Here is a 21,939-nt window from a genome sequence, read left to right on the forward strand (position 1 = left end):
TCAGACGGTGTACTTGTCAAAGTCCTCGGGCTTGATCTGGGTCGACACGGCGAACGTGTCGATGCCAATGGTCATCTGCCCGAAGTAGCCGTCTTCAGCCGAATCCCGCCCCAGGGTGTGCACGCTCAAGGTCGATTCTTCACCGTCCATGGTTGTATAGAAAAAGTCCTGATCGTTGGTCAGTGCCGGCACGGTTCGACCGCTGTACGCGCGGCTGCCGAGCACCGAGCGCGACGCCACCTCAGGCAGGTAAAGCTGCCCGACCCAGGCGACATGCCGTTCTTGCAGATAGTTGTTGCCGGCCGTGATGCGCACGGCGACGTGAATGTGCAAAGCGCGGCCGGCGTAAAAACCCGGATAGATCGAGGTGAAGCGCACGATGCCCGACTTGTCGGTGAACTGCCCGCCGCGCAGGTAGGTATCGTCATCGGTGCGCGGGACGGCGCCGATGTCTCCGGTATCGACCTCGACGTCCGGGTTGATCTTGCTCCAGCCCGAATAGGCACCGCGGGCATTGCAGTGCCAGATATCCACCAGTGCATCGGGGACCGGCTCGCCGGTCATGGCATCGACAATGGTCAGCCGCAGCACCAACGGAACGCCTTCGGCGCCTTCGCTGATGTTTCTGCGAATCAGTTTGGGGTTGCGGAAATACGGGCCGGCAATCTGTTCGGGTGACAGCAGGTAAAGCGGTGCCGGGGGTGCAACTGAGGTGGTAGCGTCCATGACGTTCTCTCTTCCATAAGATGAACGCAGGCTAGCACCGGTCGATTTTCGTCATGCGGTAACTATGTATCGCAGGATGTCCCTGGTCCCACAGGTTTCGAGTCGTACCTGTTTGTTCCGGGCAAAAAAAAACGGTGCACCGACCAAGCGCACCGTAAAGCCGTAGAACACACAACGAGGTGTCGGGTGAAGCGATCAGTCCAGCAGCGCCAAAGCCTCGGCGGTGCATTCCTGAATGCGGGCCCAGTCGCCGTTCTTGATCCACTCCGGATCAAGCATCCAGCTACCGCCCACGCACATGACGTTTTTCAACGCCATGTAGCTCTTGATGTTGGCAGGCCCCACGCCGCCGGTCGGGCAGAATTTCACTTCGCCGAACGGACCGCCCAAAGCCTTGATGGCCGCGACGCCGCCGCTGACTTCGGCCGGGAACAGCTTGAAGCGGCGATAACCCAGGCCGTAGCCTTCCATGATGCCCGAGGCATTGCTGATGCCTGGCAACAGTGGAATCGGGCTGGCGACGCTGGCTTCCAGCAGGTCGCGGGTGATACCCGGGGTGACGATGAATTGCGAGCCGGCCGCTTCGGCCGCCGCCAGCATGTGGCGATCCAGCACGGTGCCGGCACCGGTCACCAGTTCCGGACGCTGCTCGCGCAGAATCTGGATGGCCTTGAGGCCGAATTGCGAACGCAGGGTCACTTCCAGGGCCGTCAGGCCACCGGCTGCGAGGGCGTCGGCCAGCGGCAGAACGTCCTGCTCGCGGGCGATGGTGATCACCGGCAGGATCCGCGCTTTCGCGCAGATGCTGTCGATCAGGGCAACTTTGTCCGCCATGGAAACGGTCGGGGATGGGGTTGTCATAGCGGCTGTTCCTTGGCTCATGGGCACCAGTAAATCTCTAACGTGGGTTGCAGAAACGCCCGAATCGGCATTGCGGCGACATCGTCGCCGGCCAGTGCGGTACTCAGGGTGGTCAGCTTGGACTGACCGGAAATCGATAGAACCTTGTGTTTGGCCGAGGCCAGCAGCGCGCGGCTCATGGTCAGGCGCTGATGCGGCACAGTCGGCGCCAGCATCGGCCAGCAACGACGAACGCCATCGGCCTGCAATGCCTCGGCAAGGTTCGGGCTGTTGGGGAACAGCGATGCGGTGTGGCCGTCATCGCCCATACCGAGGATCAGCACGTCGATCACCGGCAACTCCGACAGCAATCGGTCGGCCTGCTCGGCTGCCTGTTCCAGGTTGGCACTGGCGCTGTACAGGCTCAGGAACTGCGCCTTGGCCGCCGGACCTTGCAGCAGGTAGCGCTTGATCAGGCCGGCGTTGCTGTCGGCGTGTTCGACCGGCACCCAGCGCTCGTCGGCCAGGCTGACCACCACGTTCGACCAGTCCAGCGCCTGCTTGGCCAGGTGCTGGAAAAACGCCACCGGGCTGCGGCCACCGGAAACCACCAGGGTCGCCGTGCCCTGGGCGTCGATCGCGTCGCTCAGTTGCTTCGCCACGTTCAGTGCCAGGCTTTCAGCCAGCAGCACCGGGCTCTTGTATGCATGGGCGCTGACGCCCTGCGGCAGTTTCAAATCAGATATCGCCATACCACGACCTCCCGTCCCGCGTGATCAGTGCAATGGAGCTCATCGGCCCCCAGGACCCGGCCGCGTACGGCTTGGGCGCATCACCGGATTTTTTCCACCCGGCGATCAACTGGTCACACCACTTCCACGCGGCTTCGATTTCATCTTTACGGACAAACAGGTTCTGATTGCCGCGCATCACTTCCAGCAACAACCGTTCGTAGGCATCGGGAATCCGTGCGCTGCTCCAGGTGTCGGAAAAATTCAGCTGCAACGGACCGCTGCGCAGCTGCATGCCCTTGTCCAGGCCTTGATCTTTGGTCATGACACGCAAGGAAATGCCTTCGTCCGGTTGCAGGCGGATAATCAGCTTGTTGCTGATCTGCAGGCGCTGCTCGGGAGCGAAGATGTAGTGCGACGGTTCCTTGAAGTGGATGACGATCTGCGACAGCTTCTGCGGCATGCGCTTGCCGGTACGCAGGTAAAACGGCACGCCGGCCCAGCGCCAGTTGCGGATATCGGCACGCAGGGCGACAAAGGTTTCGGTGTCGCTCTGGGTGTTGGAATTGGGTTCTTCCAGGTACCCCGGTACCGCTTTGCCTTCGCTGTAGCCGGCGATGTACTGGCCGCGCACCACTTGAGTGGTCAGGCCTTCCGGGCTGATCGGCGCCAGGGCCTTGAGCACTTTGACCTTCTCGTCACGGATGCTGTCGGCGGACAGGTCGGCCGGCGGGTCCATGGCGATCAGGCAGAGCAGTTGCAGCAGGTGATTCTGGATCATGTCCCGCAGCTGGCCGGCCTTGTCGAAGTAACCCCAGCGGCCTTCGATACCTACCTTCTCGGCCACGGTGATTTCCACGTGGGAGATGTAGTTCTGGTTCCACTGGGTTTCGAACAGGCTGTTGGCGAAACGCAGGGCGATCAGGTTCTGGACGGTCTCTTTACCCAGATAATGGTCGATGCGGTAGGTGCGGTTCTCCGGGAAGAACTGCGCCACGGCGTCGTTGACCTTGCGCGAGGATTCCAGGTCCGAACCGATGGGCTTTTCCAGCACCACACGGGTGTTTTGCGCCAGGCCGACCTTGGCCAGATTCTCGCAAATCGCGCCATACACGGCGGCCGGGGTCGCAAAGTAGGCGATGACCCGCTGCGCACTGCCGGCGGATTCGGCCAGGGCCACATAATCTTCGGGGTTGAGGAAGTCGACGTGCAGGTAGCTCAGGCGCGCCAGAAAACGCTCGACCACAGCTTCGTCCAGCTCTTTGGCACCGACATAGCGGCGCAGCTCGGAGGTGATGAACGCCAGGTGTTCCTGCTCGCTGCCCGGCTCACGGGCCAGCGCGATGATCCGCGTGTCCTCGTGCAACAGGCCGGCGCCGTCGAGTTGATAAAGGGCAGGAAACAGCTTGCGCAAGGCCAGATCGCCAAGGGCGCCGAACAAGGCAAAGGTGCACGGTTCAACCGTAATCGAGAGCATGATGTTTGTTCTTTTATCAAGTTAAGCTACAAATACCTTTTTTCAAGGCATCACTCAAGGGAAAATGTAGTAATAACCACAACATTTTCGCAAAATACAGATTCCGAGTGGTGGTCGGTCAGAGCCATCAGTAGGATAGGCCACCGTTACGGGCCTCACCAAAGGCCCTTTTTGCATTAGCCGCGCGCTTATCGGTGCCGGTGAATCAAGGATACTTATATGGACCGCGTGCGAAATTTACTGGAGCAAATCCAGAATCGCCTTGAAGAGCTGAACAAGGCCGAACGCAAAGTCGCCGAGGTGATCCTGCTCAACCCGCAGCAGGCCACCCGCTTCAGCATCGCCGCCCTCGCCCAGGCCGCCTCGGTCAGCGAACCGACGGTCAACCGTTTCTGCCGTTCGTTCGGTGTCAGCGGCTATCCCGAGCTCAAACTGCAATTGGCCCAAAGCCTGGCCAGCGGAGCCGCGTATGTCAGCCGAGCGGTCGAAGCCGACGACAATCCGGAAGCGTATACCAAGAAGATTTTCGGCAGCGCCATTGCGTCCCTGGACAGTGCCTTGCAGGCCCTGGACCCGAGCCTGATCAGCCGTGCCGTCGACCTGTTGATCCAGGCCCGGCAGATCCACTTCTTCGGCCTCGGCGCCTCGGCCCCGGTGGCACTGGATGCGCAGCACAAGTTCTTCCGTTTCAACCTCGCCGTCACGGCCCACGCGGATGTGCTGATGCAGCGCATGATTGCCTCGGTGGCCCATACCGGCGAGTTGTTCGTAATCATTTCCTACACCGGTCGCACCCGCGAACTGGTGGAAGTGGCGCGCATCGCCCGGGAAAACGGCGCTTCGGTGCTTGGCTTGACCGCCGAGAACTCGCCACTGGCCAAGGCCAGCACCCTGAGCCTGAACATCCCGCTGCCGGAAGACACTGACATCTACATGCCGATGACGTCGCGGATCATCCAGCTGACCGTGCTGGATGTGCTGGCGACCGGCATGACCTTGCGCCGGGGCGTGGATTTCCAGCCGCATTTGCGCAAGATCAAGGAGAGCTTGAATGCCAGCCGGTATCCGGTTGGGGATGAGTTCAACTGACCCAACATTTGCGCTGACTGTACTGGCCTCATCGCGAGCAAGCTCGCTCCCACAGGTATTTGGTTTGAACATAAACCTTGTGTTCACCGAAGACCCAATGTGGGAGCGAGCCTGCTCGCGAAGGGGCCAGCCCAGACACCACAAGATCCAGAACTAAACCCCCATCCGCGCCTGCAAACTCAAATGCGCCCGCTCCCCAGGCTTCAGGCACAGGCTGTCGGTACCGCCGCTGGCCGCTTCCACACAGACAAATTCGGATATCTCGTTCCAGGTCACGCCGAGCAACGGGCGTGAACCGGGATGCCACACCACCGTGTCAGCCGTATCCCCGGTATCAATGCACAACGCCCGGTCCCAGGCATGGTCGTTCAGCTGCAATTCGCCGTCATGCTGGAACACCCGCTGGCATCCGCCGTCCACGCGTAGTTCGCCTTCCTGCTGACAAACCTGCCGGCTCAACTGGTCGTAACCCTGCGCCCCCTCGAGCCCAGACAGCGCTATCTCGCTGACATCGCCAATACGCCAGTAAGCGTGCAAAGCCTGGCTCAACTGGCACGGCATGTCGTCCTGATGCTCGGTACTCAGGCGCAGTTCCATGCGTTCACCCAGATGCGCATGCAGGTCCACCTGCCAGTCGCACAACTTCAGTTGCCAGTGCAGTCGCACGCCATCGTCGTCACTGTTGCTGTCGAGCAGCTTCCAGTCGAGCAACCGCGCCCAGCCATGGGACGGCCAGGCGTTTTCACTCGGATGCCGGCCATACCAAGGCCAACACACCGGCACGCCGCCACGAATGGCGCCGACCTGCGGCCACTTTGCCGCGCACCACAGCCAGGGTTTCTGGCCCTTGGGCTGGAAGTGCAACAACTGCGCGCCCTGACGGCTGAACACCGCCTGACACAGCGGATGATCGATCACCAGTACATCGCGCGTCTGATAGCGCTCCCACGCGAACACCGGACGCTCGCGCAAGGATTTGAAGAAGCGTTGTAGCGGATGCTCAAGCATGTGCCACGGTCCTGAAATCAACTGTCACCGGGGTGCGCGACCCGCAAAAAAAAGCGGACAGCCATGGCTGTCCGCAAATATGCGCACATGGAGAGAAGCTTATCGCAGACGCGTTAGAACACCGACTGAATTTTCAGGCCGGCCACCAGCGCGTTGTCGACTTCATCCACACCACCCGGGTGAGTGACGTATTGCAGGTTGGGGCGTACGGTCAGCCAGTTGGTCACGTGGAAGCCGTAGTTGATCTCGTAGTTGTATTCGGTTTCACGAATGGGTGAGAACAGCGGATTTTCGTATTCCGAAACACCATTGGCCGCATTGGTCAGCTCGGCGTTTTTCTTCACGTCATCGTTGACATGGATACGGGCGAAACCGATGCCCACGTCATCCTTCGGACGCGCGTCAAACGGGCCCTTGTACACGAACATCAGCGACTGGTAGTTGTCGATGAAGTTGGTGTCCTTGTCGTGGAACGTGGCGTTGGCCGCGATGTTCAGACCACGGGAAGCGTCGCCATTGTGGCTGGTGAGTTGCTGCTGCGCGACGAACCAATAGCCGTGCTTGCTATCGTGGACGCGATACGGGTTGCCGCTGGTCGCAGCGTTCTGGCCGTTGTCGTCCTCGAGAACGTCGTCGGCAGGGGCGGTACTTTTGTAGTAACCGACACGGTATTCGCCCGGCAGGCTGTTGACCTTCGGCGACCAGACCAGCTCGACCGGCAGGACGGTGCCATTGGTGCCACTGCCGCTGAGCTTGAAGCCGTTACCGTGCTCCAGTTGCGACGTGTTCTGGTTGTACGCGCCGATCTGGGCGTAGAGCTCGTCATTGATGTTGTACTTCACGCGGATCGCCGCCTGCATCACCGGCCAGTTGTACCAGATGTTGGTGGCCCAGTTACCCACCTGGGAGCCGCAGAACGCCAGGTTCTGGAATTCACACGGGAAGGTGTTGAAGTCTTCACCTTCGCCGAAGTAACCGGCCTTGACGTCCAGCTTGTTGTCGAAGAACTGGTGCTGAATCCACAACTGGGTCAGACGGACCATGTGGCCGCGACCATAGACTTCCTGGGAGGAGCTCAAGGTGCCGGCACGTGGATCGCCGATACGGTCATTGGAGATGTTCTCACCGTTACGGTTGGTGAGCTGGATCTTGGCCTGGGTGTTATCCCAGCCGAACAGTTTTTCCAGGTCCAGCGCCGCGCCCAGGCCAAACTGGTCGGCGTAGCGCGCGGTCTTGTCATCGTTGAACCCGCCATGCAGGTTGCCGCCGACTTCACCGACGTAGTCCATCTTGATGTCGATGCCTTGCTCGATCAGCTTGGTACGCTCGCCACCCCAGTCGCCCGTCATCCACTTGGAATCGGAGCTGAACGCTTCTGCGGCCATCGCATTACCGGCCAGAACCAGTGCTGCCGCTGCTGAAACCTGGCAGATCAACCGGGCCTTGTTCTTCATCTTCATCCCTACTTCCTCGTTTTATTGTTATTAACTTTTCTTCTTTAACGCGGTTACATCAGTTGCGACGGATGTCTCTACCCGACGCATGTCCCCCTGTGGGAGCAGGCTCGCTCCCACATTTGTTCTTCAGCGGCCTTTGAACTGTGCGACGTTGTCAGCATGCGCCTCGGTTTTAGGCACGCCGGCCACCCCCAGCCGCTCCCCGGTCTTGGCATCGAACAGCAGCACTTTCGCCGGATCGAATTGCAGGGTCAGGGTCTCGCCCACCGCCGGTGCCACGTCCGGTGCCAGGCGGCAGCAGACCTTGGTGTCGTTGAGGTTGACGAAGACCAGGGTGTCGGGCCCGGTCGGTTCGGTGACCTGGACTTCGGCACGAATGGTCGGCAAACCGTTCGCTTCGCCGTTGGCCAGGATGATCTGCTCAGGGCGCATGCCGAGGATCACTTCGCGATCTTCAAGACCGGCGTCCTGCATGCCCAGCGGCAACTCGCAACGGGCCTGGCCGCTGTCGAGCAGCGCCAGCAGACGACCGTCCTTGCGCTGCAGGCGCAGCGGGATGAAGTTCATCGGTGGCGAACCGATGAAGCTCGCCACGAACAGGTTGGCCGGGTTGTTATAGATGTCTTTCGGCGTGCCGAACTGCTGGATGATCCCGTCCTTCATCACCGCAACCTTGTCGCCCAGGGTCATGGCTTCGATCTGGTCGTGGGTCACGTAGACCGTGGTGGTTTTCAGGCGCTGGTGCATCAGTTTCATTTCGGTGCGCATCTCGACCCGCAGCTTGGCGTCGAGGTTGGACAGCGGCTCGTCGAACAGATAAATCTTCGGCCGCCGCGCCAGTGCACGGCCCATCGCCACACGCTGTTGCTGTCCACCGGAGAGTTGGCCGGGTTTGCGGCTGAGCAGGTGTTCGATCTGCAACAGCTTGGAAACCCGAGCGACTTCTTCGTCGATTTCGGCGGTGGGCATTTTGCGGATCTTCAGGCCGAACGCGATGTTGTCGCGCACGCTCATGGTCGGATACAGCGCGTAGGACTGGAACACCATGGCGATGTCGCGATCCTTGGGGCTCATGCCGCTGATGTCGGCGTCGTCCACCAGGATCGCGCCGCCGCTGATGGTTTCCAGGCCGGCGATGCAGTTCATCAAGGTCGATTTACCGCAGCCCGAGGGGCCGACCAGGATCAGGAACTCACCGTCATCGATCTTCAGTTCGATGTTTTTCAGGGTGTCCGGCAAGCCGGGGCCGTAGGTCTTGTTGACGTTGCGTAATTCGAGAGTTGCCATGTTTCTACCCCTTGACCGCGCCGGACGTCAGCCCACGCAGGAAATACTTGCCAGCGAATATGTAGACCAGCAGTGTCGGCAGCCCGGCGATCATCGCGGCGGCCATATCAACGTTGTATTCCTTGGCCCCGGTGCTGGTGTTGACCAGGTTGTTCAGGGCCACGGTAATTGGCTGGGCATCGCCACTGGCGAACACCACGCCGAACAGGAAGTCGTTCCAGATCTGGGTGAACTGCCAGATCAGGCAGACCATCACGATCGGGATCGACATCGGCAGCAGGATCTTCAGGAAGATCGTGAAGAAGCCCGCGCCATCGAGCCTGGCGGCCTTGACCAGCGCATCCGGAATACTCACGTAGTAGTTGCGGAAGAACAGCGTGGTGAACGCCAGGCCGTAGACCACGTGCACCAGCACCAGGCCCGTGGTGGTGTTGGCCAGGCCGAACTTGCCGAGGGTGAACGAGGCTGGCAGCAGCACGGTCTGGAACGGCAGGAAGCAACCGAACAGCAGCAGGCCGAAGAACAGCTGTGAACCACGGAAGCGCCACATCGACAGCACGTAGCCGTTCATCGCACCAATAAACGTGGAAATCAGCACCGCCGGCACGGTGATCTTCACCGAGTTCCAAAAGTAGCCGCCGACCACGTCCCAGGCCTTGATCCAGCCGATGCCGTCGATCACGGTCGGCCAGCTCAACAGGTTGCCGGTACGGATGTCTTCCGGGGATTTGAAGCTGGTCAGCAGCATCACCACCAGCGGGATCAGGTACACCGCCGCTGCCAGCAACAGAGTTGCGTAGATAGCGATGCGGCTGAAACTGATACCCGATTTTCCGAGTTGATTAGTCATGGCGTTTGCCTCGCAGCTCGGAGTACAGGTACGGCACGAGGATGGCCAGCACGGCGCCGAGCATCAGCATGGCGCTGGCCGAACCGATGCCCATCTGGCCACGGCTGAAGGTGAAGGAATACATGAACATCGCCGGCAGGTCGGAGGAGTAACCCGGACCGCCCGCGGTCATCGCCGCGACCAGGTCGAAGCTCTTGATCGCGATGTGCGCCAGGATCATGAAGGCACTGAAGAACACCGGGCGCAGGCTCGGCAGGACGATCTTCAGGTAGATGGTCGGCAGGCTCGCCCCGTCGACTTGCGCGGCACGGATGATCGATTGATCGACACCGCGCAGGCCGGCGAGGAACATCGCCATGACAAACCCGGAGGCTTGCCACACGGCGGCGATCACCAGGCAGTAGACGACGCGATCCTGATCCACCAGCCAGTCGAGACGGAAGCCTTCCCAGCCCCAGTCACGCAGCATCTTGTCCAGACCCAGGCCTGGGTTGAGCAGCCATTTCCACGCCGTACCGGTGACGATCATCGACAGCGCCATCGGGTACAGGTAGACGGTGCGGATGAAGCCTTCCTTGCGAATGCGCTGGTCCAGCAGCACGGCGAGGAACACACCCAGCACCAGGCTGATGCCGATGAACATGCCACCGAACACCGCGAGGTTCTTGCTCGCGACCCACCAGCGGTCGTTGTCCATCAAGCGCATGTATTGCTGCAGGCCGACCCACTTGTAGCTCGGCATGAAGCTGGAGTTGGTGAAGGACAGAATGAACGTCCAGATGATGTAACCGTAGAAACCAACCAACACGATCAGCATGCTCGGCGCGAGTACCAACTTGGGTAGCCAGCGTTGCAGCGCATCGAACGGTGAGGCTTTGCTGAAAACCGCCACAGAGCTCATCGGGATAATCCAGGTGGAGAAGTGAAATCCGGACTGCACGCCCCCCGCCGCATGGGCCAAGGCACATACAGGGAGGCGACAGTCAGGGGTTTGCCGCAGGCTTTACCTGCGACCGATCTCGAATTACTGGGCCGCTTTGACAGCCGAGGCCAGTTGGGCGCTGGCCTTGGCCGGGTCAGCATCCTTGTCGTTCATGAAGTTGGTGACCACGTCGAAGATCGCGCCCTGCACGGCCAGGGAAGTGGCCATGTTGTGCGCCATGCTCGGTTGCAGGCCGCCAGTCTTGTCGTCCGCGATGAAGTCCTTCGCCGACTTCTGGGCGCACTCGTCGAAGCCGAGCTTGTCCATTTCGTTCAGCATGTCGTTGCGCACCGGGATCGAACCCTTGTTCATGCTGAAGACTTTCTGGAAGTCGGTACCCAAGGCGACCTTGGCCAGGTCTTGCTGGGCAGCGATGTCGCCCTTGCGATCAGCCTTGAGCTTGAACACCGCCAGGGAGTCGATGTTGTAGGTGAAGGCTTTTTCAGTGCCCGGGAACGCTACGCACTGGTAGTCCTTGCCCGCGACTTTCTTCGCCGCAGTCCACTCGCTTTTTGCCCAGTCGCCCATCATCTGCATGCCGGCCTTGCCATTGATGACTTCGGCGGCGGCGATGTTCCAGTCACGACCGGCGCGGTTCGGGTCCATGTAGCCGGTGATCTTTTTCAGCTCGGCGAACGACTTGGTCATCTCCGGGCCGGACAGGGTTTTCTGGTCCAGGTCGACCAGGGCTTTCTTGTAACCGTCAGCGCCCATGACCGAGAGCACCACGTCTTCGAACACGGTGCTGTCCTGCCAAGGCTGGCCGCCGTGGGCGAGCGCGATGAAGCCTGCGGCCTTGAGCTTGTCACCGGCGGCATAGAATTCTTCGAGGGTAGTCGGGGCTTTTTCGATCCCGGCTTTCTTGAACACCTCCGGGTTGATCCACAGCCAGTTGACGCGGTGGATGTTCACCGGCACGGCGACGTAGTCACCTTCGTACTTCACGGTGTCGGAGACTTTCTTCGACAGCAGGCCATCCCAGTTTTCGGACTTGGATACTTCTTTCAACGCATCGGTGCTGAGCAGGCCAGTGCTGCCCCACTCCTGGATGTCCGGACCTTTGATCTGTGCAACGCCCGGCGGGTTGCCGGCTACGGCGCGACTCTTGAGTACGGTCATGGCCGTGGAACCGCCACCACCGGCGACTGCGCCGTCCTTCCAGGTGAAGCCGTCTTTTTCGACTTGAGCCTTCAGGACATCGACCGCTGCTTTTTCACCGCCGGAAGTCCACCAGTGAACGACTTCAACGGAACCTTTGGATTCGGCAGCCAGGACACTGAGAGGGAGTGCAGACAGGGAAGCGAGAGAAATGACAGTAGCGAGGCGAGAAATCGCATTCATCTAGGAGCACCTTTCTTGTTGTTATGCATGCAAGTCTGTTGCTTGCGCTGCATAGGATTCTAAACAGGGGATATCCCCTCGCAGGTAACGAAGGGATGCGCGAATGTCACCGCATGGTTACATAGAACCGCTCTGGGACAACTGCGCCAGCGCCGTGGCCATGCTCGGCGCCAGCGTCAGGCGCGGAATCAGCACGGCTTGCCAGGCGTGGTAAAGGTCAGGTTTGCCGGGCCAGATATCGGCACTCGGGCGGTTCAGCGGGTCGAGTTCGTGATGCCAGCTGCCATCGCAACGGTCGATGAAATGACTGTCACAGAATTCCCAGAACAGTCGGTACCAGTGTTCGTACTGAGCCTCCCCGGTGCGCTTGAGCAAGGCACTGGCGGCGGCGCTGGCTTCGCAATGGGTCCAGTGCAGGCGATGGCGGACCACCGCTTTATTGTTCCAGTCCAGGGTGTAGACAATGCCCGGCGCGCCATCGACGTCCCAGCCGTGGAGGCAATTTTGCTCGAACAGTTTTTGCGCGTCGGTGACCAGCCAGCCCGGTGTGAGCATCCCGGCCTTCACCCGCGACGCCTCGAGGTGCAGCAACAGGCGCGCCCACTCGAAACCATGGCCCGGGGTGGTGCCGTAGGGGCGGAAGCCGTCGGCCGGATTGTCGCGGTTGTAGTCGCGCAGCGGTTGCCAGCCGCGGTCGAAATGCTCGATCACCAGGTAATCGTTGGCAGCGGCGTGACCATGGATCACCCGCTCGACAATTCGTTGGGCACGGCTCAGCCAGCGGCTGTCATCGGTGACATCGGCCAGGGCGAGGAAGGCTTCGGTGGCGTGCATGTTGCTGTTGGCGCCCCGGTACGCCTCCTCTTCGCTCCAGTCGCGATTGAAAGACTCGCGCATCGCGCCTTCTTCTTCGCTCCAGAAATAAGTGTCGATGATATCGATCGCATCATCGAGCAAGGCTTGCGCTCCGGGGCGCTGCGCGACCACCGCGGAGCTCGCGGCCAGCGCGACGAAAGCGTGCAGGTAGGCATTCTTGTCGGTGTTGCCGTCGCGATGTTCGGCAGTCGCGAACCAGCCGCCATGCAGCGCGTCGCGCAACGGCCCGCGCAGGGCGGCAACCCCGTGATCGACCAGCCCGGCAAAACCCGGCAAGCCCTGAATGTGGGCCATGGCGAAGCTGTGGGTCATGCGCGCGGTGTTCATGGTCTGGGCTTGCGCATCAGGCGGGAGGCGGCCTTTTTCATCGAGGTTGCCAAAGCCTTCAGGCAGCTTCGAAGCCTTGGCGAAGGCCAGCAGGCGCGAGCCTTCGGTGGCGAGCCATTGCTGATGGGCAGGTGCGCTCAGCCAACTGCTGAAGACCGGTTGGAAGGTGTCCATGGCGTACCTTTTTTGTTGTTATGACTGTGGGGCAGCATAAACAACGGACGAAGGTCGGCTTGTAACGAAGGGGGTGGGTTGTGTCACTGCCTTGTGACATTTCCGAATTGAGTGATTTTTTGTGGCGAGGTGTCAATCCACTGAACGGGGCAACTGCAGGGTCACCCGCAATCCGCCTTCACGCAAATTCTGCAAGCTGACCTCACCGCCATGGCTATGGGCAATGTTGCGGGCAATCCCCAGCCCCAGGCCATAACCCTGCTGCTGCCCGGCCAGGCGGAAGTGCGGTTCGAACACCTGCTCCAGCCGCTGCTCCGGCACGCCCGGCCCTTCATCATCGACATGCAGGATGAACGCGCTTTCGTCGTCATCGATGTGCAGGTGCGCGTTCTGCCCGTACTTCAACGCATTGTCGATCAGGTTGCCGATGCAGCGCTTGAGCGCCAGTGGTTTGCCCGGGTACGCCGCCAGCGCCCGTCCCTGTTGGGTCACGCGACCGTTGCCGTTGGGGGCCAGGTACGGCTCCACCAGGCAATCGAGCACATGGTTGAGGTCCACCGGCTCGATGTTCTCGTGGATGTCGGTGTCTTTCACGCATTGCAGCGCACCCTTGACCAGCAATTCGAGCTCGTCCAGATCGCGCCCGAACTTGGCTTGCAGTGTTTCGTCTTCGAGCAACTCGACCCGCAGGCGCAGGCGGGTGATCGGCGTGCGCAGGTCGTGGGAAATGGCGCTGAACAACTGGCTGCGCTCGGTCAGGTAACGGCTGATGCGCTCGCGCATGGTGTTGAAGGCGCGCCCGACCTCGACCACTTCGCTGCCGCCGCCCTCGGCCACCGGTTCCACGTCGGCCCCCAGCGACAGGTCCCGCGCCGCCCGCGCCAGGCGCTTGAGCGGACGACTCTGCCAGTGCACCAGCAGGCCGATGAACAACAGCAAAAAGCTGCTGGTCAGGACGATGAACCACACCTGTTGCGCCGGCAGGCCCTGCTCTTCAAGACTGGTGTAGGGCTCGGGCAACAGCGAGGCGATGTACAGCCATTCGCCCGGCGCCATCTGGATCTGCGTGACCAGCACCGGCGGATTCACCGGTTCCAGAGTCAGCGCGTAGTGCGCCCAGGAGCGTGGCAACTCATCGAGCTTCAGGCCGCCATTGAAGATGCGCAGGTCTTCCGGGCTGACGAAGGTCACCGAGATGTCCGTGTCCTGACCAAGGGACTGGCGCAGCACTTCGTCCACCGCCTTGAGCACCGCCTCTTTGCGCGGGGTGATGGGCAGCACTTCCATGCCCAGGGGCTTGTCGTTGAGCGTCACCACGAACCGGGTGCCGCCCATGCTGCGCAACTGGTCGAGCACCAAGGGTCGAAACGCCACCGGTAACGAACGGAAATAACTGACGCTGGCGGTCATTGAATGGGCCAGGCTGCGGGCGCTGGTGACCAGGCCCTCGAGCTGGGTGGCACGCAGTTGCGACACCCAGATCACGCTCGACAATGTCTGGGCGAACAGCACCGCCAGCAGGGTCAACAGCAACATTCGCCCGAGCAACGAACGCGGCATCGGCACCTTGGTGGCGAGCTTGCGCAACGTCTCAGTGACCATTACTGGCAACCACGTTGGCTGCCAGTTGGTAGCCGCTGCCACGCACGGTGCGGATCAGTCGCGGCGGTTTCTCGGTGTCACGCAGGCGCTGGCGCAACCGGCTGACCGCCATGTCGACGATGCGATCCAGGGGCATCAGTTCACGGCCGCGGGTGGCATTGCCGATGGTGTCGCGGTCGAGGATTTCCTGCGGATGATCGAGGAACAGCTTGAGCAGCGCAAAGTCGGCACCCGAGAGAATCACCTCTTCGCCGTCGATGTGAAACAACCGATGGCTGACCATGTCCAGCCGCCAGTCATCGAAGGCCAGCACCTCTCCGCCACTGCGCTCCTGACCGAACTGCGCGCGGCGCAGCAACGCCTTGATCCGTGCCTGCAATTCCCGTGGGCTGAAGGGCTTGCCGAGGTAATCGTCGGCGCCCAGCTCCAGGCCGATGACGCGATCGGCTTCGTCGGAACTGGCGGTGAGCATGATGATCGGCACCTGCGCCTGGCGTGGATGCTGGCGAATCCAGCGGCACAGGCTGAAGCCGTCTTCGTCGGGCAGCATCACATCAAGGATCACCAGATCACTCGGCGCCTCGTTCAGCGCCTGGCGAAAGCCGGCACCGTCGGGCGTGGTACGTACCTGGAAACCGGCACGGGTCAGGTAGGTATCCAGCAACTCGCGTATCTCTTGATCGTCATCGACCAACAAAATCGACTTGTTGACTGAGCTCACGGGGCGGCGTCCTTGATATTGGAATTGGGCGGATTATGCCTGATGCACCATTTTTACAAACACCACAAAACCACTGTAGGAGTGAGCCTGCTCGCGATTACGGTTTCACATTCAACATTTCTGTCGACTGACACACCGTCCATCGCGAGCAGGCTCGCTCCTACAAGTAATCGGGTTTCAAGCCGGGAGAGATTGTTCCAAAGCCACACCCGCACCCATCAACCCCGAATACGGCGCCGTCACCAGCCACACCGGAATCCCCTTGAAGTAATCGCTCATGCAACCCTTGTCGGCGAAGCACCGGGCGAAACCGCTTTCGAGGAAGAAATCGGCAAACCGCGGAATCACCCCGCCAACGATGTACACGCCACCGCGTCCGCCAGTGGTCAGTACGTTGTTGCCGGCCACGCGACCGAGCCAGCAGCAGAACTGCTCAAGCACTTCCACGGCAATCGGGTCGCCCGCCAGCCCGGCAGCGGTAATCGCTTCCGGCGTGTCGAGCACCGGCGTGTGCCCGTCCACCGCGCAGATCGCCCGGTAGACGCGGGGCAAGCCGCCACCGCTCAGGGCTGTTTCTGCACTGACATGGCCAATTTCGTTGAAGATGTGCTGCCAGAGTTGGGTTTCACGCGGACTGCTCAACGGCAGATCGACGTGACCGCCCTCTCCCGGCAACGCGGCGAAACGGCCCTCGCCCAGATCGAGCAAGGTGCCGACGCCCAGGCCAGTGCCCGGGCCAATCACCACCGCCGGGCGCAGCGGCTCCGGCGTGCCTTCGCAGACCACGCGGAATTCGCCGGGCTGCAAACGGGTCATGCCCAGGGCCATGGCCGAGAAATCGTTGACCAGCAGCAACTGATCCACTTGCAAGGCCTGGCAAAAGCCCTTGCGGCTCAAGCGCCAGTGATTGTTGGTGAACTTGAATTCGTCGCCGCTCACGGGACCGGCCACCGACAGGCAAACCGAGCCAATTGAACCTGGCGCCAGACCGAGCCCGCTCAGGTAGAGACTTATCGCCTCCTCCGGGCTGGCATGGTCGGCCGTCGCCAGCACCTGGACGCTTTCTAGTTGCTGGTTTTTCCACAACGCGAAACGTGCGTTGGTCCCACCGATGTCACCGACCAAAGCCAGTTTCAATTAAGCGTCTCCAGGGCAGAAGTAAAGGCGCTGGCGCCCTGCTCCGCCGAGCTGAAGGCCATGCGCATGAAACCGAACAGCTCGCGACCGGTGCCGATGTTGTTGCCCAACAGGCATTTGGCCGGCGTGCGCGCTGCGAATTCTTCGGCGTCCACCTTAAGCTCCAGGGTGCCTTTGACGCCATCGACGCGGATGATATCGCCCTCTTGCACCCGCGCCAAAGCGCCACCGACATAAGCTTCGGGGCTGACATGAATGGCCGCCGGGATTTTTCCCGACGCGCCGGACATGCGCCCGTCGGTCACCAGCGCGACTTTGAAGCCGCGATCCTGCAGCACGCCGAGGAACGGCGTCATCTTGTGCAGCTCCGGCATGCCGTTGGAGCGCGGGCCCTGGAAGCGCATCACCGCGACAAAATCCTTCTCCAGCAAACCGGCCTTGAACGCATCGGCCAGGTCCTGCTGATCCTGGAACACCATGGCCGGCGCTTCGACGATCTGGTTTTCCACGGCCACGGCGGAGACTTTCATCACGCCACGACCGAGATTGCCTTCCATCACCCGCAGGCCACCTTCAGCCGAGAACGCACGGGCGACCGGACGCAGGATGCTTTCATCGAGGCTGTCGGTCACGCCTTCGCGCCAGACCAGTTGGCCATTGTCGAGGAACGGCTCCTGGGTGTAGCGGCTCAGGCCGTGGCCCATCACGGTGTTGACGTTTTCGTGGAGCAGCCCGGCTTCCAGCAGTTCGCGAATCAGGAACGACATGCCGCCCGCGGCCTGGAAGTGGTTGATGTCGGCTTTGCCGTTCGGGTACACGTGGCTGAGGGTCGGCACGACTTCGGAGAGGTCGGCCATGTCCTGCCAGGTCAACTGAATGCCCGCCGCCATGGCGATGGCCGGCATGTGCAGGGTGTGGTTGGTCGAGCCGCCCGTAGCGTGCAGCGCGACAATCGAGTTGACCAGCGAACGCTCGTCGACGATTTCACCAATCGGGATGTAGTCACCGTTCTGCTTGGTCAGGCGCGTGACTTGGTGCGCGGCTTCGCGGGTCAAGGCGTCGCGCAACGGCGTGTTCGGGTTGACGAAGGACGCGCCCGGCAGGTGCAGGCCCATGACTTCCATCAGCAACTGGTTGGTGTTGGCGGTGCCGTAGAAGGTGCAGGTGCCAGGGCTGTGGTAGGACTTCATTTCCGATTCCAGCAGCTCTTCGCGGGTCGCCTTGCCCTCGGCGTACTTCTGGCGCACGTCGGCTTTCTGCTTGTTGGAAATGCCCGACACCATCGGCCCGCCCGGCACGAAGATCATCGGCAGATGGCCAAAGCGCAGCGCGCCCATCATCAGGCCCGGCACGATCTTGTCGCAGATGCCGAGCATCAGCGCGCCGTCGAACATGTTGTGAGACAGCGCCACGGCCGTGGACAACGCGATCACTTCGCGGCTCGGCAGGCTCAGTTCCATGCCCGGCTCGCCCTGGGTCACGCCATCGCACATGGCCGGGGTGCCACCGGCGAACTGGCCGACGGAGCCGATCTCGCGCAGGGCCTTTTTGATCATCTCCGGGAAGACTTCGTACGGCTGGTGCGCCGAGAGCATGTCGTTATATGACGAAACTATCGCGATGTTGGCGGAGTTCATCATCCGCAGGCTGTGCTTGTCATCGCTGCCGCAACCGGCCACGCCATGGGCGAAGTTGGCGCATTGCAGCTTGCCGCGCATCGGACCGTCGCTGGCTGCACCGCGAATCAATGCAAGGTAAGCCTCACGCGTGGCGCGGCTGCGGGCGATAAGCCGTTCGGTGACCTCAAGGACGCGGGGATGCATGTGTAGAACTCCAGGCTAACGGATGTGGCGACCTGATTGTCTATGCTGATCAAAGGCCGGTGTCGATGGGATGACAGACGGTTTTCTTGATCGGTTGGACCAGTTGATTCAGGTCACTCGTTGTAGATTGAACAAAATATTGCCATTAAAAAGGCTTGTTTTCTATTTTTTTGCGAATAATCTTGTAATTCCAACAACAAAACGACGGTAGCGCCGCACTATGACTCTTCGAATCGCAATCAATGGTTTTGGCCGCATCGGCCGTAATGTCCTGCGCGCACTCTATACCCAGGGCTACCGTCAGGATCTGCAGATCGTCGCCATCAACGACCTGGGCGACAGCGCGATCAATGCTCATCTGCTCAAGTACGACACCGTTCACGGCACGTTCGATGCCGATGTCCAGCACGACCAGGAGAGCCTGACGGTCAACGGCGACCGCATTTCGGTCAGCGCCATCCGCAACCCGGCCGACCTGCCCTGGGCCGCGGAAAAGATTGACGTGGTGTTCGAATGCACCGGTCTGTTCACCGACCGGGCCAAGGCCGCCGCGCATATTACGGCGGGCGCGCGCAAAGTGATTATCTCGGCCCCGGCCAAAGGCGCCGACGCCACCGTCGTTTACGGGGTGAACCACGACATTCTGCGCCAATCGCACCAGATCATTTCCAATGCGTCGTGCACCACCAACTGCCTGGCCCCGGTGGCCCAGGTGCTGCATCGCGAGCTGGGCATCGAAAGCGGCCTGATGACCACCATCCACGCCTACACCAACGATCAGCACCTGACCGACGTCTATCACGTCGATCCGTACCGCGCCCGTTCGGCTACCCAGAACATGATCCCGAGCAAGACCGGTGCTGCTGAAGCGGTGGGGCTGGTGCTGCCGGAACTGGCGGGCAAACTGACCGGCATGTCGGTGCGCGTACCGGTGATCAATGTGTCGCTGGTGGACCTGACGGTGCAGCTCAAGCGCGAAGCGTCGGCCGATGAGGTCAATGCGCTGATGAAAGAAGCCAGCCAGCACTCGAAGATTCTTGGCTACAACACCCTGCCGCTGGTCTCCAGCGACTTCAACCACAACCCGCTGTCGTCGATCTTCGACGCCAACCACACCAAATCCAGCGGCAAGCTGCTCAAGGTGCTGGCGTGGTATGACAACGAATGGGGCTTCTCCAACCGCATGCTCGATAACTGCCTGGCGCTGTGCAACGCCGAATAAGCCCGGAGCAACTATCGATGATCGGCATCAGCTTTACGCAAAAGACCATTGCGGCGCGCAAGCGTATCGCCCTGGTCGCCCATGACCACTGCAAGGTGTTCTTGCTGGACTGGGCCGAACGGCAAAAAGACAGGCTGGCCCGGCATGATCTGGTCGCCACCGGCACCACGGGGTTGTTGTTGCAACAACGCCTCGACCTGCCGGTGCAAAGCATGATCAGTGGGCCGCTGGGCGGCGACCAACAGCTCGGCGCGCAAATCGCCGAGCAGCGGGTCGACATGCTGGTGTTTTTCTGGGACCCGTTCGAACCCCAGCCCCACGACCCGGACATCAAGGCATTGCTGCGGGTCGCGGCGGTGTGGAACATTCCGGTGGCGTGCAACGAATGCAGCGCCGACTATCTGCTCAGCAGTCCGCTGATGGATCAGGCGCACTCCCATCGGATTCCCGATTACGCCACCTATTTGCAGGGCCGCGCATAAGGCTTCACAAATCAGTACTTGACCATTCGAGTAGATGATAAGCATTATCATCTACTCGAAATGGATCAGGTTCCCCCGTGAGTCAGTCACGCTTCAACCACGTTTTCCTCGCCCAGCGCACCTCCCTGCTGCGCACGCTGGAACGGATGGTCAACAATCACAGCACCGCTGAAGACCTCTTGCAGGAAACCTACCTGCGGGTGACCCGCGCATTGAACGAACGGGCCATCGATCATCTTGAGCCCTTTGTCTTCCAGACGGCGCGCAACCTGGCGCTGGACCATCTGCGCGCGCGGCGTATTCATTCGCGCACCATGGTCGACGACGTGCCGCAGGAGGTGATGCACAGCATCGCCGCCCCCACCAGCAGCACCGAAGACGCCGCCCACGCCGAACAATTGCTGGAGCGCCTGAACGTGAGCCTCGGTCAACTCAGCGCCCGCCAACAGCGGATTTTCATCCTCAGCCGCCTGCACGGGCACAGCTACCAGGAAATCGCCGAGGAGCTGAACGTGTCCCTCAGCACCGTGCAGAAAGAACTCAAACTGATCATGTCGATCTGCATCGGGGTTGCCGATCGCTTGAACGCCAACTGAGCGCCACTCCCCTGCGCTTACTTGGACCGACTGCGTTGACCATCGGGCTTTGCTACCCTTGGCCCACTTTTTACGCTTCACTAAAAAAACAGCCGTGCACAGACACTGCCGAGGAAACACCGTGACGGACAACCACCGCTCCCCTGAGCCTACATCGGCGCAGGGCCCCGCAAGTGCGATGGACCAGGCCCTGGACTGGCTGATCGTGCTCGGCAGTCCCGACGAGGAGCAGACCCGCCAGTTCCATGCATGGCTCGACGCCGATCCGTTGAATGCCCAGGCGTTCGCCAAGGCCCAGGCGATCTGGGACGGCCCGCAAGTGGCGCGGTGCGCGCAAAACCTGGCTTCCCGTCCGGCGAAAGTCACTGTCCTCGCCCGTCTGCGTCCGCACTGGAAACCACTGGCCACGGCCGCCGTGCTGATCCTCGGACTGTTCAGTTTCAGCAATCTGCCGATGCGCCTGCAGGCCGATCACCTGACCGTGGTCGGCGAGCGCCAGCGCCTGCAACTGGAGGACGGGTCCACGGTTCTGCTCAATACCAATTCGGCGTTCTCAAGCACCATCAACAACCAGCAACGTGTTGCCCGCCTGTATCAGGGCGAAGCGTTTTTCGAAGTGCAGGCCAATCGCGGCCAACCACTGGAAATCGACGCCGGCCCGGTCACCGCCAGCGTTCGCGATACCGCGTTTGCCGTGCGTTACCTCGACGGCGTAGCGCAGGTGCAGGTACAGCGTGGGGATGTCGATTTGCGCGCCACCCGGAATGACGCGCGGGTGCGCTTGTCCGCCGGGGAAAGCATCCGCATCGGCCCCAACGGTTTCGACCGCCCGGCCAGGCTGGATGCCGCCACTGACCTGGCGTGGGTCCAGGGACGGCTGGTGTTCGAAAACTGCCCGTTGAACCAGGTGCTGGCAGAACTTCGCCGCTACTACCCGGGCTGGATCATCAACAACAACGAACAGTTGGCCGATGTCACCGTGACGGGCAACTACCGCCTCGATCAGCCGCTGGACGTGGTTCGCTCCCTGGCGCACATCACCTCGGCCCGGCTCCAGGAATTCCCGGCGCTGGTCATCCTGAACTGAATGAGAATTATTTTTACTCGATAGCCAAACCCCGTACGTCTCGTTATAGCCAATGCAATTGATTCGCATCTCACTATGCCAATCAGCACCTATAAAGATTCGTG

General features: G+C 61.1%; 20 protein-coding genes. 5 read left to right on the forward strand and 15 right to left on the reverse strand.

Features of this window, described 5'->3' with window-relative positions; translation table 11 throughout:
- From AABM52_RS24255 to zwf, 4 genes are all read right to left on the reverse strand, one after another.
- Entirely contained in the window at positions 1-726 is a 726-nt protein-coding gene (locus AABM52_RS24255; RefSeq protein WP_347908564.1) for an intradiol ring-cleavage dioxygenase, read from the reverse strand.
- A 195-nt stretch (positions 727-921) separates the two neighbouring features.
- A complete protein-coding gene (locus AABM52_RS24260) occupies positions 922-1,587 on the reverse strand; it encodes a bifunctional 4-hydroxy-2-oxoglutarate aldolase/2-dehydro-3-deoxy-phosphogluconate aldolase (RefSeq protein WP_347908566.1) in 666 nt (221 codons plus the stop codon).
- 17 nt (positions 1,588-1,604) lie between these two features.
- A complete protein-coding gene (pgl, locus tag AABM52_RS24265) occupies positions 1,605-2,318 on the reverse strand; it encodes a 6-phosphogluconolactonase (RefSeq protein ID WP_347908567.1) in 714 nt (237 codons plus the stop codon).
- Complete coding sequence (gene zwf, locus AABM52_RS24270) at positions 2,305-3,774, reverse strand: glucose-6-phosphate dehydrogenase (RefSeq protein WP_347908569.1); 1,470 nt, start codon at positions 3,772-3,774, stop codon at positions 2,305-2,307. Before zwf ends, pgl begins: the two co-directional genes overlap by 14 nt.
- Before the next feature lie 228 nt (positions 3,775-4,002).
- On the opposite strand from zwf, the gene AABM52_RS24275 reads away from it, so the two are divergent.
- On the forward strand, positions 4,003-4,863 hold the full coding sequence (locus tag AABM52_RS24275; RefSeq protein WP_191623047.1) for a MurR/RpiR family transcriptional regulator: 861 nt from the start codon (positions 4,003-4,005) through the stop codon (positions 4,861-4,863).
- A 153-nt stretch (positions 4,864-5,016) separates the two neighbouring features.
- On the opposite strand, the gene AABM52_RS24280 is transcribed toward AABM52_RS24275, so the two are convergent.
- The 11 genes from AABM52_RS24280 to edd all read right to left on the reverse strand — a co-directional run bounded on the left by AABM52_RS24280 (position 5,017) and on the right by edd (position 18,448).
- Entirely contained in the window at positions 5,017-5,871 is an 855-nt protein-coding gene (locus AABM52_RS24280; protein ID WP_347908572.1) for a D-hexose-6-phosphate mutarotase, read from the reverse strand.
- Positions 5,872-5,984: 113 nt separating this feature from the next.
- Positions 5,985-7,331 (reverse strand): carbohydrate porin, encoded by a 1,347-nt coding sequence (locus AABM52_RS24285; protein WP_347908574.1) that lies wholly within the window; start codon positions 7,329-7,331, stop codon positions 5,985-5,987.
- A 123-nt stretch (positions 7,332-7,454) separates the two neighbouring features.
- Positions 7,455-8,615, reverse strand: coding sequence for an ABC transporter ATP-binding protein (locus AABM52_RS24290; protein ID WP_347908576.1), 1,161 nt, complete (start codon positions 8,613-8,615; stop codon positions 7,455-7,457).
- Between the two features lie 4 nt (positions 8,616-8,619).
- A complete protein-coding gene (locus AABM52_RS24295) occupies positions 8,620-9,465 on the reverse strand; it encodes a carbohydrate ABC transporter permease (protein ID WP_007974434.1) in 846 nt (281 codons plus the stop codon).
- Positions 9,458-10,366 (reverse strand): sugar ABC transporter permease, encoded by a 909-nt coding sequence (locus tag AABM52_RS24300; protein WP_347908578.1) that lies wholly within the window; start codon positions 10,364-10,366, stop codon positions 9,458-9,460. Before AABM52_RS24300 ends, AABM52_RS24295 begins: the two co-directional genes overlap by 8 nt.
- Before the next feature lie 123 nt (positions 10,367-10,489).
- Entirely contained in the window at positions 10,490-11,788 is a 1,299-nt protein-coding gene (locus AABM52_RS24305; protein ID WP_347908580.1) for an ABC transporter substrate-binding protein, read from the reverse strand.
- A 117-nt stretch (positions 11,789-11,905) separates the two neighbouring features.
- On the reverse strand, positions 11,906-13,165 hold the full coding sequence (locus AABM52_RS24310; protein WP_347908582.1) for an AGE family epimerase/isomerase: 1,260 nt from the start codon (positions 13,163-13,165) through the stop codon (positions 11,906-11,908).
- A gap of 132 nt (positions 13,166-13,297) precedes the next feature.
- A complete protein-coding gene (locus tag AABM52_RS24315; RefSeq protein ID WP_347908584.1) occupies positions 13,298-14,767 on the reverse strand; it encodes an ATP-binding protein in 1,470 nt (489 codons plus the stop codon).
- Complete coding sequence (locus AABM52_RS24320) at positions 14,757-15,488, reverse strand: response regulator (protein WP_008050538.1); 732 nt, start codon at positions 15,486-15,488, stop codon at positions 14,757-14,759. The genes AABM52_RS24315 and AABM52_RS24320 overlap by 11 nt, the downstream gene beginning before the upstream one ends.
- Before the next feature lie 177 nt (positions 15,489-15,665).
- Positions 15,666-16,625 carry a glucokinase gene (locus AABM52_RS24325; RefSeq protein ID WP_347908586.1) on the reverse strand — a complete coding sequence of 320 codons (960 nt, stop codon included), beginning with the start codon at positions 16,623-16,625 and terminating at the stop codon, positions 15,666-15,668.
- Positions 16,622-18,448, reverse strand: coding sequence for a phosphogluconate dehydratase (edd, locus tag AABM52_RS24330; protein ID WP_347908588.1), 1,827 nt, complete (start codon positions 18,446-18,448; stop codon positions 16,622-16,624). Before edd ends, AABM52_RS24325 begins: the two co-directional genes overlap by 4 nt.
- 220 nt (positions 18,449-18,668) lie before the next feature.
- Between edd and gap the strand changes: the two genes are divergently transcribed.
- The 4 genes from gap to AABM52_RS24350 all read left to right on the forward strand — a co-directional run bounded on the left by gap (position 18,669) and on the right by AABM52_RS24350 (position 21,835).
- Positions 18,669-19,670 carry a type I glyceraldehyde-3-phosphate dehydrogenase gene (gap, locus tag AABM52_RS24335; protein WP_007974423.1) on the forward strand — a complete coding sequence of 334 codons (1,002 nt, stop codon included), beginning with the start codon at positions 18,669-18,671 and terminating at the stop codon, positions 19,668-19,670.
- A gap of 17 nt (positions 19,671-19,687) precedes the next feature.
- The gene (locus AABM52_RS24340; RefSeq protein ID WP_347908590.1) at positions 19,688-20,152 is read left to right on the forward strand and encodes a methylglyoxal synthase; all 465 of its coding nucleotides are present in this window, start codon (positions 19,688-19,690) and stop codon (positions 20,150-20,152) included.
- Between the two features lie 77 nt (positions 20,153-20,229).
- Positions 20,230-20,748 (forward strand): sigma-70 family RNA polymerase sigma factor, encoded by a 519-nt coding sequence (locus AABM52_RS24345; protein ID WP_347908591.1) that lies wholly within the window; start codon positions 20,230-20,232, stop codon positions 20,746-20,748.
- Between the two features lie 121 nt (positions 20,749-20,869).
- Positions 20,870-21,835 carry a FecR domain-containing protein gene (locus tag AABM52_RS24350; protein ID WP_347908593.1) on the forward strand — a complete coding sequence of 322 codons (966 nt, stop codon included), beginning with the start codon at positions 20,870-20,872 and terminating at the stop codon, positions 21,833-21,835.
- The last annotated feature ends 104 nt before the right edge of the window (positions 21,836-21,939 follow it).

This window comes from Pseudomonas grandcourensis (genome assembly GCF_039909015.1).
In the GTDB taxonomy this organism is placed as follows: domain Bacteria; phylum Pseudomonadota; class Gammaproteobacteria; order Pseudomonadales; family Pseudomonadaceae; genus Aquipseudomonas; species Aquipseudomonas grandcourensis.